The organism is Pontibacillus yanchengensis Y32, from assembly GCF_000770635.1.
Taxonomy (GTDB): domain Bacteria; phylum Bacillota; class Bacilli; order Bacillales; family BH030062; genus Pontibacillus; species Pontibacillus yanchengensis.
Map to the genome: position 1 here is coordinate 1 of NZ_AVBF01000002.1, position 14,054 is coordinate 14,054.

Genomic DNA, 14,054 nt, shown 5'->3' on the forward strand with positions numbered 1-14,054 from the left:
CATAAAATTGATTGAACATTGCTATGCTTAGTAGCGACCTTTCGCCATACTTATGGGGCTCTGGAGCGACTTTTCCTACTTTCGGAGCAAGAATCGAAAAACAGGAGCAACTTTTGAAAATCAGGAGCCACAACCTAAAACTCCCTTTTCTGCCCATGTTTCCGTCCCTCCCAAAAAAGCAAAGGTGGCCGTGGAACAAGGAGACTCCCGCCGGAGAAAGAGGTAGGCGAGACCCCGCAGAGCCCCGCTTTTGGGCTCGAGGAGGCTTGCCAGCTCGCCGGTAGGACGCGAGTTGTTCCAGAGGCCACCTTTATTCTCACAAAAGCAACGGAAACATCCCTCTTTTGCGACACGTTGATTCTATAAAATATCTCGAATCCAAGTCTTCAACATTATGCTTCTTATCTTGAATAAGGCTATTTTGGATAGTTGATTCCAAAATCAACACCAAACTTTAACAGAAACTTATATAATGTAAAAAAGCCAACAACTCCTACTTCAATACGAAGTAAAAACTGTTGGCTTTCTTCTTTATAAACCCATCTTCCGATCAATCTGTCCACGATATTGCCGATACGCACCTGAGCTTCCTAGTTTTCGTTTCTCCATTAATGTTTGGAACCGAATTTGCTTTTCGCCTAGCTGCTTACGATACGGCTTCTTATCCTCTTCATGCTCACACAATGCAATAAGCTCTTCTAAATCAACCATATCCTTCTTAAGCTGCATTTCTTCAGGTATCATATTGGCATTTTTTAAAATGGTATAACTCATCCGTAAGTCTTCAGGTACAGCATTGATCTCACTAAAGTCTAACGGCTTCCCTTTTCCTGGGAGATCTTTGAATTCTCCGTTTTTTTCAGCTTGCTTAATTTTTTCCTCTGCCATTCGATATGCAAAGTCCATCAAGCACCACTCCTTCAGTTTAAACGCTCATTTTCCATTATTATATCATAGCCCACTATACTGGTGATATTGTTTGATACTTACTCCCCGTGGGGAATAGACCACTATGGAAATGGAGGTCGTAACTATGAAACATGTAAGCAATGATTATTTAAAAGAACTCATTACAGAATATAGACCCTATACAACGAAAGGAGAAGTAATGGCTGATTTACCTTGTTTGGATAACCAGAATCAAAACGACCTGGGGATTGCCATGATTGATATGGATAATCAAATCTATAAGGCTGGATCGACGGATCTGAGCTTTTCCTTACAAAGTGTCTCGAAAATCATCAGCCTGATGGTCGCGTTACAAGACCTCGGCGAAGAAAAAGTATTCCAAACGGTTGGGATGGAGCCAATGGGCGACTTCTTTAATACAATTAGTCACTTGGAATCAAATGATGTACATAGACCGTATAATCCTATGGTGAATGCCGGAGCCATAGCGATTTGTTCATTAATTAAAGGAGATAGCGTCCAAGAGCGGTTCGAACGGATTATGTCGATGTTGAAGACCATCACAAATAATGAAAACATTTCATATGACAATAGTGTCTATCAAGCAGAAAAACGAAAAGGTGATCGTAACCGCGCCCTCGCCTACTATATGAGTAGTACTGGAGCAGTAGCATTAGACCCTGAAGAGGCTCTGGATTTATACTTTCGCATCAACTCAATCAGCTTCACGGTAGAGGATTTAGCAAGAGTAGGATTGTTCATAGCCAACGGAGGAAAATTGCTAAACGACAATGAGCAACTCATCTCCGATAAACATTTACAAACCCTGCAAGCCATTATGATGACATCTGGCATGTACAACGAATCAGGAAACTTTGCTGTTAAAGTCGGCTTCCCTTGTAAAAGTGGCGTAAGTGGAAGCATTGTAAGTGTTGTTCCTGGCCGTTATGGTATTGGAGTGATTGGACCAGCTATTAATGAAAAAGGGAATAGTGTTGGAGGCGGAAAGATTCTAGAGCGCCTCTCTTCTGACCTGAACTTAAACTTATTTAGTCATTCTATTTAAATAATGAAACCCTAGCCTATTATGTGAAGGCTAGGGTTTTTTACGTTAGATAGAATTACTTACTCAAGTAATCTTTCACCTGTTCTGATGTAGGCAGTGCTGTCATCGCACCTTTGGTGGACGCTGCAAGCCCTCCTGATACACTAGCGAATTCTGCCATCTGCTTTACTTGTTCTAGCGTTAACTCCTCAAGTGACTGATCAACCTCATTTAAGCTATGTAAGATCCCAGAAACATAAGCATCTCCTGCTCCTGTCGTGTCGACTGCTTCCACCTTCATAGCTGGTACTTGAACAAATTCACCATCTTTAACAACATAACTTCCATCTCCGCCAAACGTTACGAGCATTAATGGAACTTGATAATCACGCATCTTCTCTATGCCTGCCTCTATATCAGACTCACCTGTAATAAACTCAAGCTCTTCATCTGATATTTTCAAAACATCTACTTGATCAAGCATCGAAACAATTGTTTCTTTTGCCTGTTCTTGAGAAGGCCAAAGCGCTGAGCGTAAGTTCGGATCGAAGGATACAATCATGCCTTTTTCCCTTGCTAATTCAACTGCATATTTTGTAGCTTGTTTGACTGGCTCTTGTATCATCGAAATGGAACCAAAATGCAAGATTTTATGATCTTCGAATAACGCTCCATTTAATTCCTTCTGCTCTAGCATTTGATCAGCACTTGGATTGATGAAGAATTCAAAATTACGCTCCCCATCCTCTGATAGAGTCACCATAACTATATTGGTACGCGTCTCTTGTGAAAAAATCATTCCTTCTGTGGAAACTCCATAACTAGTCAATGTTTCTTTTAAAAATCGTCCAAGGGAATCATCTCCCACTTTCCCTAGAAACGTTACCTTTGAACCAAGTCGAGCAGCACCTACCGCCACATTCGCAGGAGCACCTCCAGGACTTTTTTGATAGTGAACATTCTCAGCTGTCATCGGGATAAAGTCAATTAATGCTTCACCTAAGCTTATAATACCTTTTCTCAAGAAAACTCCCACCAATCTCAATTTAAGTTACTTATATTATAGCGGAAATTGATAACATCGTCTTGTCCTAATGGAGATAAAAAAGCAAATCAAAGTGAACATACGGGGATTGGAAGAGAGCATAACCCAATCCGATGCGAGCATAAATGGAGTTTGAAAGCCCCCCCCTCTCAAACCCAAGTCCTCAGCATAATGGCCACTTATCGAATAATAACTCACGAAAAAAGAGCTCGGACAAATCCAAGCTCTTTCCTGACGCCAACCGTTTATTTCATTTGAACGTGAAGCAATTCTGTTTCGCCTTTAACTGCTTCACCTGTATTTAGTGTTTCTAGATTTTCGATTGAATCGCTATTTGTAATAATCACTGGAGTTACCGAACTTTTCGCTTTCTCATTAACTAAATCAACGTCAAATGTGATGAGTTTATCGCCAGCACTTACTTTGTCGCCTTGTTTTACATGAGCTTCGAATCCTTCTCCATCCATGCTAACTGTTTCAAGACCGATATGAACAAGTAATTCAATTCCAGATTTCGTTTGAAGGCCTACCGCGTGTTTTGTTGGGAATACTTGAACGACCTCTCCCTCAACAGGGCTTACAACCTCTCCATTTGCCGGTTCAATCGCAATGCCTTCTCCCATCATTTTCTGGGAGAATACAGGGTCTGGTACATCTTCTAGTTGAACAATCTTTCCGTCTAATGGTGCGACTAATGTTGCTTCTTTGCTTTCTTCCTTCTTACCAAATAGTTTTTTTAACATATTTATCACCCTTTTTTTGTTCTTATCGTTCAAAAAATGCGCATAGAGCCTCTTGCAATAAATAAGCTAAGGTAGAGTCTCCAGGAAGTATAATTAAGAAAAGCACAAGCGCCCTGCTAGCGACGTACAAACTGCTGCCCACACGACGTGGGTTGGTTCGATGTTGCTGCATGATGCAGCGATCTTAATCGAACCTCCTCTAAATCCTTCAGAGATAAAGGAAACACGGAGAGCGCAAGCGATCCGATGTTGACTTATCGTAAGGAGGTGCAGGAAGTTTGCTAGTCGCTGGGCGCTGGAGCTAGACACGTAAGCGTCAGAAATTTATACTTTCTTTACTTTAAAAAAAGACCTAAAACACCCTGGAAGACTCCTCATACGTTTTAGGTCTTGCCTGCCAAACAGTGACAATCCTACCTATTGAATTCAACCTATAGAGTATATTCGTTTAGGTAGTTTGTCAAGTAAAGCACTAAAGTACCTTTATCCCTATTCGGAGTGTGTATTGGATTCGTTTTGTTGTTTGTAAAGTTCCATTGGATCTTCGTTCGTACTTTCATGTGGAGTATGGATCATATTGATTTTACGCTGTTCACTTGGTTTCGCTAAATCCATATACACCGTTTTCGCCATGCCTAACCCAGCTTCTTCTGCTTCATGGATGGACTGAGAATAATAGACTGTCTTGATTCCAGCAAAGTACATGGCCGTAAGACACATCGGACATGGCTCACCACTGGCATACATCGTACAGTCACTTAGATCCTGAGTTTGTAAGCTCTCTTGTGCTTTACGAATCACTTCTAATTCGGCATGTGCAGTCACATCGAATCTATGATGAAGTTGGTTCACACCTTCGGCTATAACCTTATCCCCTTGAACAAGCACAGCTCCAAAAGGATGACCACCTTCCTTAACGTTTTCGACGGCTAATTCCAAAGCGTGTTCTACATAATTCATCTTGTTTCCTCCTACTTACTCAATCAGTTGCTCTACTATGAAACTTACCCTATACACGTTATATAAAAACCATACAAAGGGCTATATTATGACTTACTTAGTTATGACCTAACCATTCTTTATATATGCTTTCATTTTCTTCATCAAAGCATACAAAATACACCTCTTCTACATCGTTAAGATTTCTTAATGTTTCTTCTACTGTTTGAACAGCTATTCGTGCAGCCTCTTTCTTAGGATATCCATATACACCTGTACTTATATTCGGAAAGGCTACCCGTTTCAATTGATATTCTTCAGCTAGTAAAAGGGATTGTTGGTAACAGCTTGCTAAAAGTTCTGCTTCATTCTTATTGCCTCCGTTCCAAACTGGGCCAACCGTATGAATTACTTTATTCGCTGGAAGCTTTCCACCGTTTGTTATAACAGCTTGACCAGTTGGACAAGAGCCAATCTCCCGACATTCTGCCATGATGGTAGGACCACCAGCTCTATGGATAGCTCCATCAACCCCACCACCACCTGCTAGTTGCTCATTAGCAGCATTCACGATGGCGTCTACTTGTATCTCTGTTATGTCGCCTTTTATGACCTGTATTTTTTTATTCATTCATATCCATCCTTCCTCGTTAGAAAGATTCTAGTATTTCTCTACCTTTCTTCAGGAATCTTCAAACAATCCACCATGATTTTGTAAAAATTATATTAAAATTCATTTTTTATTCCATCGAATCATATGGTAGGCTTAGTAAAGCAGTATTTACTTATCGTTTCTATGTATAAGTACATGATGAAAAACCTTAAACTGTTTACTAGCTCTTTATTGAAATAAGTAGAAAATGCAAGGAAGTGTAATAATGAAACAACGTATCTTAATGGGAGTTTTGCTAGCGGTTCTATTCTTAATACCTTTTAAAATAGGCGGGCATGTGTTTACCTATTTAACGTTAGCGCTTGCTCTTATAGGATTTTATGAATTCTCCTCAATTATTAAAATAAGGAAGTTTGGAACAAAGTGGTTTGTAGGCTCGTTAGGGGTGATCTTATTATTTTCCCCCCTATTGTTTGGTGGGACGTCCCAATTCCAAATTAGAGTATTGTTAGCCCTTGTGATCTTCTTCATTACCACAACAATCTTTAACAAAGGATTTTCTATTGAAAAGGCCGGCACTGTGTTGATTGGAGTTCTATATTTGGGCTTTGGATTTGAATCTTTAGCAGAGGCTAGGATTGAAAAAGGTGTCATTTGGACGTTCGTCGTGCTTTTAACGATTTGGTCAACCGACTCCGGCGCCTATTTCATCGGGAAAAAATTCGGCAAACACAAGCTAGCTGCAGCTATTAGTCCTAACAAAACAATTGAAGGGGCAACTGGCGGAATCATTACAGCCCTTGTCATCGGCTTCGCTCTACACAGCATACTAGATGCTTACCAAAGCTACGTACACGCATTAGCTATAACCCTGGTGGTCTCCATTGCTGGACAAGTTGGTGACCTAGTAGAATCAGGCCTAAAACGCCATTATGGCGTAAAAGACTCAGGTAATATCTTCCCTGGCCATGGCGGCGTACTCGATCGATTAGACAGTTGGATTTTCGTATTCTTAGGATTGAAGTTAATAGGCGTCTTGTAGTTTATGAGCCCTCAGATTTTGTCTGAGGGCTTTTTTTTATTATAGCTCTCTTTCCTAGTGAAATGCCAATAACACTAGCAAGAACAGTTTTCGTGACATGCAGACCCGGACCTGCGCTCGGATTCGCTGGGGGCCTTTGCGAGCAACTTTTCGAATATAGGAGCGACTTTTGGATTTTTGGAGCGAGAATTCAGATATAGGAGCAACTTTTTCAAATTAGGAGCGACCACCCCCAATCCCCTTCCTGGCCATGTTTCCGTACCTCCCAACCTCTTTCCCAGATTAAATAAGTCATTACAACAAACTTCAACAAAGCCTATATGATAAAAAACCTCTCTTAAACTAAAAAAAGCGCATGGAATACATCCATGCGCCAAAGTAAACGTTATAAAAGGGGATTATTGTGATCGTTTATTTACCAATAAATTGTTGAGTCCAATGATTACCGTCTTCTACAAATCCTACTCCAATATGAGTGAAGTTCTCATTCATAATGTTCTTGCGGTGGCCTTCACTGTTCATCCACGCATCTACTACTTCTTGTGGTGTACGTTGACCTTTAGCAATATTTTCACCAGCGGTACGGTAATCTACGCCAAATTGATTCATCATATCAAATGGAGAACCATACGTTGGGCTGTTGTGAGAGAAATAGTTGTTTTGAGCCATGTCTTCTGATTTCTTCTCAGCCACATCGCTAAGCTGCTTGTCTATTTTTAGTGGCTCTAGACCTTGAGCTGTACGCTCTTCGTTTGTCAGTTCCACTACCTTTTGTTCATATTGACTTAGTGTTGACGCTTGTTGCTCTGTATTTTGCTGCTCTGTTTGTGCTTGTTCTTGTTGCTGAGATGATTGACTTGGAGTTGCTTCTTGCTGCTCTTTAGGCTCAGCTTGTTGTTGGGTTTCTTGTTCTGTATTTTGCTCAGGCTGTTCTTGAGTTGGCTGCTGTTCTGTATTTTGATCAGGCTGCTCCTGAGTTGGCTGTTGTTCTGTATTTTGATCAGGTTGTTCCTGAGTTGGTTGCTTTTCGCCCCATTTTACTTGATAGTCTGATAGATATTTAGAGAACCAATTTTGGATATCCTCTCTATCAAATGACTGTAGAGATTGCTCTGAGTACACCTGAATATTTTTTTCTTGTTGGTTTGATTGAGCGCTAGCCTCTGTTTGAGCTACGCCTCCAACGATAACGCTTGCTGCTAATGCAGACGTAATAGTGATTTTTTTAAACAAGTTGAATCTCCTCCCGTGTTGTTGTTTTTTGGGACAACCTCATCATAGCATCTATTTTTTTGTAACAATTACGGGATAATTTTCCACGTGATCTATCAAAAAGAATATTCCTCTACTTAATTTAATATAAACTACCCGAAATGTGTGAATTTTAAGAGATTCATATGATTAACAAAATACTGGGTATCTCATCCATTAAACCTAAAAATTTCTTGTAAATCCCTATTGACGCATAAAAAAAGAAGGCCTTTTTGTTACAATAAAGGCCTTCGTGTAAAACACTTGTTATATTGTGTCTTGTAATTTGTCCAAACGTTCCTGCAATCCTTGGCGTAGTTCATTTGCTAAACCATCCACTTGAAGAATGGTACGTATTCCCTCGATATTGTTTCGGTCTTTCAGTTTTATCTGATTCACATATGCTACAGAAACAGCATGTGGGTCTGTTTGGATTCGTTCAAAACGATCGTTAGCCGAAACTTCCCCTTCTTTCACTACACTCATATAAAAACCGGTGTACCCCGTGTGAACAACTTGCTTCGTAAGGTGTTTGACTTGGTGAACAAACGCGATACGCTCACATGGCTTGCGAGGCTGCACCACTTGAAGTTTAGCATCTCCCCACTGAAACACATCGCCAATATTGATATTCTCTTCATGAAGACCATCTATAGTAAGATTCTCACCAAATGAAGGGAAATCCATTTTTTTGTCGAGTTGCTGTTCCCAATATGCATAGTGCTTATAAGGATACACACAAATCGCTTTTTCTACCCCACCGTGGAACTTGGTGACAGCTTGGCCATCGCCTTTTAAGCCTTGAGAGGAGAGAGCAATTCGATCTGTCGTAGGTGTCTTAAGAAAACTTGTGTAAAGCTCTTCTCCATTTCGCACAACATTTTTTGGTCCGCCTACATGCATCGATATAATGCGAAAATCATCTTCCATTACAATACTCCCTTTCCTCTCCTATTAAAAAGCGCAAGAAGTTTATTTTCTTCCCCATACATACTTACGCTTGTTGTTGCTCACCTTGAACCCAATCTTTTAACCAATTTGCAAGGAAATCATAGTTCCATACATCGGATGGGTACTCGACAAATGCTTCTTCCCCATTTTCATAGAGTTCTTGCATAATCTCATTTAAGGCACCCATGTAGAAATCATAGAGAAACTCATAACTTATCGTTTCTTTCGGCATATAATTATCTGCACAAACTTGAGGATCTGCATAATTCACATAGGTTCTACATGGAATTGGGCGAATTTCATATGCCATACACATATTTGTTTCCGTATCTAACATCGGACATGGCACCTGGGATGCGATATAGTTTTGCTTGAATTTAGGATCATCACGGTCAAGGGAAGTCACTTGCTCTACTTCTTTTTCATATTTTTCAAAGTACTGTTGCAGGTGATTGACAATCTTGTCTTTACGATCCTTTGGCCATGATTCCATGATTCGTGTCATTGTCTTGGCTTCCATTCCAGTAATGATAATCGGAAAATAACAGCAAAAGGCACATCCCATAAAACAGGAAGCTGTCACATCCATGAAATTCTCCATCTTGGCCATTTCTCTATTTACTTGTTCTAGCATTAATTGGAACCCTTCCATCACAATTTCATTAGCGTCTTTATCACTCGCTAACAGTTGGTCCACAATACTAGAAAAATATTCGTCATTTATTTCATATTGAGCATTGAGTAGCTCAATCTTTTGAAGTATCTCTTCGTAGGATAAATAAGACTGTGGCTGCATTCGTACAACCCTCCTTCCCATGTATTATAACAAACGATGCAATAGCACCCACATATCGTAATAATGTACAGAAAAAAATTTTCGTGAATGACTTTCGCTTATTTGGAAATGATGATACAATGACTATCGACGATTTGTGCACTGAAATGATAGGAATTATATATGAAAGGATGATAGGCATGCATATCGGAAGCAAAGGTTGGTACGTTAACGAACTTAAAAAACTTGGCATGAGCCGTTATGAAGGACGTAAGCTTGAGAGCTACAAAAAACACATCCTAGCGAACCTATACTTCGACAAAGCTGAATAATAAAAGAACAGGAAGCACAACAGCTTCCTGTTTTTTTATGCCTTTTTTTCATATCAAGCCATAATTTCTGGAAGTAAGTGTGTTTAACAATTGTATTTTAATGGGAAAGAGTGGGTATTAGCTAAATTTTAGCGGAAATAGGTACGATTTACCACGACCTATACCCTCAAAAAATGCTTACAATGGTAGAAGTACTATAAATAGAACCTATCACCAGTGGAGGAAATTTTATATGTTTACAAATGCAGAGATTGGAATAGATTTGGGTACTGCTAATATTCTTGTTTACTCTAAGAGTAAAGGGGTTGTGTTGAACGAGCCCTCCGTTGTTGCGATCGACTCGGCAACAAAAAACGTATTGGCAGTCGGTTCAGAGGCGAAACGAATGGTTGGTAAAACACCAAAGAACGTTATCCCTGTAAGACCGCTTCGTGAAGGAGTAATTGCTGATTATGACATTACAGCTCAAATGCTTAAGGAAATGCTTAAGAAAGTAAGCAAAGACATAGGCCTGTCTATGCGCAAGCCTAATGTTGTTATATGTACACCATCAGGTTCTACATCTGTAGAACGTCGCGCCATTCATAACGCTGTAAAAAGCTATGGTGCGAAGCATGTACACTTAATTGAAGAGCCCGTAGCTGCAGCGATTGGCGCAGACTTACCAGTAAGCGAGCCCGTTGCCAATGTTATTTTAGACGTTGGTGGAGGTACAAGTGAAGTCGCTATTATTTCGTTTGGTGGTGTCGTATCATGCCGTTCTATTCGTAATGGTGGAGACACTATGGATGAAGAAATTATCCAGCATGTACGCAGGCATTACAACATTTTAATAGGGGAAAAAACAGCAGAAGAAATTAAAATGGAAATAGGATATGCCCTAATAGATCATGAAGAGGAAACAATGGAAGTTCGCGGTCGTGACATGGTTTCTGGCTTACCAAAAACGATTACACTAACATCTACGGAAGTTCAAACTGCCATTCGAGAATCATTAGAAAACATTCTCGAAACAGTAAAAACAACACTCGAAGATTGCCCACCAGAACTAAGCGGAGACATTGTCGATAATGGTGTTGTGATTACAGGAGGCGGAGCGTTAATCAAAGGAATGCAAGAATGGCTGAGCAACGAAATATACGTCCCAGTCCACCTTGCCCCAAACCCACTAGAATCCGTAGCCATCGGCACCGGACGTTCACTGAAAATGATTCAGAAATTACAAAAAGCAGCAAAGTAAAAACAAAAGCGCAAGCGCCCGTTAAGCGACGTACAAACTGGACGGCTCCGTATGAGATAAAGGAAACACGGAGAGCGGTAGCGATTCGATGTTGACTTATCGTAAGGAGGGGCAGGAAGTTTGCTAGTCGCTGGGCGCTGGAGCTGGACGTGGCCAGAGCGCAAGCGCCCCGGTAGCGACGTACAAACTGCGGCCCCACACGACGTGGGTTGGTTCGATGTTGCTACGTGACGTAGCGATTTTAATCGAACTTCCTCTGTGTATTTTGAGATAAAGGAAACACGAAGAACGTAGTGATTCGATGTTGACTTATCGGACGGAGGTGAGGGAAGCATACTAGTCGCTGGGCGCTGGAGCTGGACGTGGCAAGAGCGCAAGCGCCCGCTTAGCCACGTACAAACTGCGGCCCACACGACGTGGGTTGGTTCGATGTTGCTGCACGATGCAGCGATCTTAATCGAACTTCCCCTTCATCGTTTTGAGATAAAGGAAACACGAAGAACGTAGTGATTCGATGTTAACTTATCGGACGGAGGTGAGGGAAGCACACTAGTCGCTGGGCGCTGGAGCTGGACGTGGCTAAAGCGCAAGCGCCCGCTTAGCCACGTACAAACTGTCCTAATTAGGGTAGTCCAATTAAAATCGCCAACAATTTTATAATACCCATCCAGAAAAAGAGGTTCCCCAACCGGGCAACCTCTTTTTCTATTATTATATCATTTCCATTGACTCTCCTACTCTTAATCTTTACAATATGTTTTAGCAAATAAAAGCATAAAAGCACTAAAGCATCTATATAGATTACGAGAAAGGAACTTCATCATGAACAAACAACCACGCTTTTTACTAGCTTTATTACCCTTACTATCGGTTATTATTTCAGCTGCATACGCGATTATGGTTTGGGAGATAAGCATGTTTTTACCTTTAATGATTGGACTAGCCGTAGCTTCCCTACTAGGTTTCCTAAACGGCTACTCATGGAATGAATTACAAGATTTCATGAAGAATGGTGTATCTCGAGCCTTACCAGCTGTCTTCATCTTATTTGTAATAGGTACAATTGTTGGCAATTGGATGCTTAGTGGAACCATTCCAACTATTATCTATTACGGCTTAGAATTTATAAACCCTACGTTATTCCTTCCAACTGTTGCGATTACTACCGGCATTGTTGCTATCTCTTTAGGTAGTTCTTTTACATCTGTCGCAACAGTAGGTTTAGCATTTATGGCAATTGGATCTAGCATGGGAATTCCGTCGGCTCATATAGTAGGGGCTATCGTTTCCGGTGCATTTTTTGGTGACAAACTGTCTCCCTTATCCGATACAACTAACATTGCACCAGCTATGGTAGGAGCTAACTTATTTGATCATGTGCGTCATATGTTGTGGGATACCATCCCAGCCTTTATCATTACTCTCCTGCTATTTTGGTGGCTAGGGATGAACACGTCTACTAGCAACATACAAAACGGCAAAGTGAATAACATCATGGATGGGCTTATGAGTTCTTTTACCATTCATCCAACACTCTTACTCCTACCCTTACTAACTATTTTAATCATTGCGAGAAGGTATCCTGCTCTCCCTTCACTTCTTATCGTTTCTGCAATTGGAGGGGTAGTGGCATTTTTTGTACAAGGGAGTTCCATCAACGATATCGCGACAGTCATGACGGATGGATACCAAGCAGATACAAATTCCGAAGCACTAAACTCTCTACTATCAAGAGGTGGAATCACCTCTATGCTCAGTACAATCGGACTGGTTATAATCGCTACAGCTCTTGGAGGAGTATTAGAGGGTACTAAGGTTTTTGCAACATTGTTAGAAGGCATCATCTCAAAAATTCAGAGTACTGGTTCCTTAATCTCTACAACAATATTGTCTACCCTGGTTGTGGCTTTCTCTTGTGGGGAGCAGTATTTATCCATCATTTTACCTGCTCGTGGATTAGTTGGGTCCTATCAACAAAAAGGGATCGATCCGAAGAATTTATCCCGTTCCGTTGAAGCAGCAGGTACAGTAGGCATCAATTTAGTCCCTTGGGGTGTAACAGCTGTATTCATTAGCAACATCCTTCAAGTAAGCCCATATAGCTTCATTCCGTTCATCTTCTTTGCATATTTGGTCATTGCATTTAACCTTTTTTATGGATTCACAGGTATTTCTATCCCAAGACTACCTAAGCAAAACTTTTCTAGTGAAGAGCAACACACTCCACTTAGAGAATCTGTATAGCGTTGTACCGGAGGATTCCCATTTAGGGGTTCTCCGGTTTTTTATGTGTAGATGTGCTTTTGAGAGAGGGTTACGGCGGGTTTGAGCGAGATTTTAGTTTTATGAGCGACTTTCGGAATTTATGAGCAACATTCTGAATATATGAGCGAAATTTGAATTTTATGAGCGACTTTTGAAATATATGAGCGACCACTGTTTTGGCCACTGTCGCCCCAGCAAAACATAAGAAAAACCCTGCCCAAGTGAGCAGGGTTTCTCAACCATTCTCCTACCAAAAAAACGGGAAAAAGAAGCTACGAATTCCAAAGAACGGGAAGCGATAGCGACGGAAACGACGGAAGCGACGAGGATATCCATAGCCATAGCCACCGCCATATCCTCCACCATACCCAAAGCCAGGTCCATAGCCATAGCCAAATTGACGCTCATCAGAGGATTCCATACCGTCCTCATCTTCATCGCCAACCGGCATTAGAATAAACACGTTTTCAGCATCGATGTCTTCAATTATCCCTTCATGTTCCGATCCGTCATTCATTTGAATAATGACAAAATAGTACATATGTTTCGAACAATAATCCTTCATGTCTTGCATACCTTTAACTTGCTGCATGTTTTGCCCTTGTTGCATATTTTTTCCTTGTTGCATGTTCTGCCCTTGTTGCATTGGCATTTGTTGTCCATAACCCATTTGACCTTGCTGTTGACCTGGCATCATTTGTCCGTATGGCATTTGCATATTATATGGTTGCTGATGATACATGTAAGTCATCTCCCCTTTTATTCAGAAGTCGATGATAGTGTATTCATCAATTGGGTATTTGTTACAAAGCCCTTCATGATTATTACTTTTCATGAGTTATCATTTGCCGGGCTCTCTCTTTTAAGTGCCGTTAATTCCTCTTTCAACGCGTTTAGGACTTCC

At 40.8% G+C, this 14,054-nt stretch carries 14 protein-coding genes; 5 read left to right on the plus strand and 9 right to left on the minus strand.

What is annotated here, in order from left to right:
- Positions 1-531: 531 nt before the first annotated feature.
- Positions 532-906 carry a DnaJ family domain-containing protein gene (locus N782_RS01025; protein ID WP_036815403.1) on the minus strand — a complete coding sequence of 125 codons (375 nt, stop codon included), beginning with the start codon at positions 904-906 and terminating at the stop codon, positions 532-534.
- A 127-nt stretch (positions 907-1,033) separates the two neighbouring features.
- On the opposite strand from N782_RS01025, the gene glsA reads away from it, so the two are divergent.
- Positions 1,034-1,975: a glutaminase A gene (gene glsA / locus N782_RS01030; RefSeq protein ID WP_036815404.1), complete on the plus strand. Its 942-nt coding sequence runs from the start codon at positions 1,034-1,036 to the stop codon at positions 1,973-1,975.
- Between the two features lie 55 nt (positions 1,976-2,030).
- Here glsA and N782_RS01035 read toward each other — a convergent pair whose 3' ends face one another.
- The 4 genes from N782_RS01035 to N782_RS01050 all read right to left on the minus strand — a co-directional run bounded on the left by N782_RS01035 (position 2,031) and on the right by N782_RS01050 (position 5,312).
- The gene (locus tag N782_RS01035; RefSeq protein ID WP_036815406.1) at positions 2,031-2,978 is read right to left on the minus strand and encodes an aminoimidazole riboside kinase; all 948 of its coding nucleotides are present in this window, start codon (positions 2,976-2,978) and stop codon (positions 2,031-2,033) included.
- Between the two features lie 266 nt (positions 2,979-3,244).
- Entirely contained in the window at positions 3,245-3,742 is a 498-nt protein-coding gene (locus tag N782_RS01040; RefSeq protein ID WP_036815407.1) for a PTS sugar transporter subunit IIA, read from the minus strand.
- A gap of 489 nt (positions 3,743-4,231) precedes the next feature.
- Complete coding sequence (locus N782_RS01045) at positions 4,232-4,702, minus strand: nucleoside deaminase (RefSeq protein WP_036815409.1); 471 nt, start codon at positions 4,700-4,702, stop codon at positions 4,232-4,234.
- A gap of 97 nt (positions 4,703-4,799) precedes the next feature.
- Entirely contained in the window at positions 4,800-5,312 is a 513-nt protein-coding gene (locus tag N782_RS01050) for an O-acetyl-ADP-ribose deacetylase (protein WP_036815410.1), read from the minus strand.
- 247 nt (positions 5,313-5,559) lie between these two features.
- On the opposite strand from N782_RS01050, the gene N782_RS01055 reads away from it, so the two are divergent.
- Positions 5,560-6,336 carry a phosphatidate cytidylyltransferase gene (locus N782_RS01055; RefSeq protein WP_036815411.1) on the plus strand — a complete coding sequence of 259 codons (777 nt, stop codon included), beginning with the start codon at positions 5,560-5,562 and terminating at the stop codon, positions 6,334-6,336.
- A 411-nt stretch (positions 6,337-6,747) separates the two neighbouring features.
- Here N782_RS01055 and N782_RS01060 read toward each other — a convergent pair whose 3' ends face one another.
- The 3 genes from N782_RS01060 to N782_RS01070 form a co-directional block, all read right to left on the minus strand.
- On the minus strand, positions 6,748-7,569 hold the full coding sequence (locus tag N782_RS01060; protein ID WP_036815413.1) for a CAP domain-containing protein: 822 nt from the start codon (positions 7,567-7,569) through the stop codon (positions 6,748-6,750).
- A 285-nt stretch (positions 7,570-7,854) separates the two neighbouring features.
- Positions 7,855-8,517 (minus strand): MOSC domain-containing protein, encoded by a 663-nt coding sequence (locus tag N782_RS01065; RefSeq protein WP_036815414.1) that lies wholly within the window; start codon positions 8,515-8,517, stop codon positions 7,855-7,857.
- 64 nt (positions 8,518-8,581) lie between these two features.
- Positions 8,582-9,334 (minus strand): YkgJ family cysteine cluster protein, encoded by a 753-nt coding sequence (locus N782_RS01070; RefSeq protein WP_036815415.1) that lies wholly within the window; start codon positions 9,332-9,334, stop codon positions 8,582-8,584.
- A gap of 179 nt (positions 9,335-9,513) precedes the next feature.
- On the opposite strand from N782_RS01070, the gene N782_RS20905 reads away from it, so the two are divergent.
- The 3 genes from N782_RS20905 to nhaC all read left to right on the plus strand — a co-directional run bounded on the left by N782_RS20905 (position 9,514) and on the right by nhaC (position 13,129).
- Positions 9,514-9,645, plus strand: a complete 132-nt coding sequence (locus tag N782_RS20905; protein ID WP_084102941.1) for a YflJ family protein — start codon at positions 9,514-9,516, stop codon at positions 9,643-9,645.
- Positions 9,646-9,877: 232 nt separating this feature from the next.
- The gene (gene mreBH / locus N782_RS01080; RefSeq protein ID WP_036815418.1) at positions 9,878-10,885 is read left to right on the plus strand and encodes a rod-share determining protein MreBH; all 1,008 of its coding nucleotides are present in this window, start codon (positions 9,878-9,880) and stop codon (positions 10,883-10,885) included.
- An 822-nt stretch (positions 10,886-11,707) separates the two neighbouring features.
- Complete coding sequence (gene nhaC, locus N782_RS01085) at positions 11,708-13,129, plus strand: Na+/H+ antiporter NhaC (RefSeq protein WP_036815419.1); 1,422 nt, start codon at positions 11,708-11,710, stop codon at positions 13,127-13,129.
- A 268-nt stretch (positions 13,130-13,397) separates the two neighbouring features.
- Here nhaC and N782_RS20560 read toward each other — a convergent pair whose 3' ends face one another.
- A complete protein-coding gene (locus N782_RS20560; protein ID WP_052111085.1) occupies positions 13,398-13,892 on the minus strand; it encodes a hypothetical protein in 495 nt (164 codons plus the stop codon).
- Positions 13,893-14,054 lie beyond the last annotated feature (162 nt).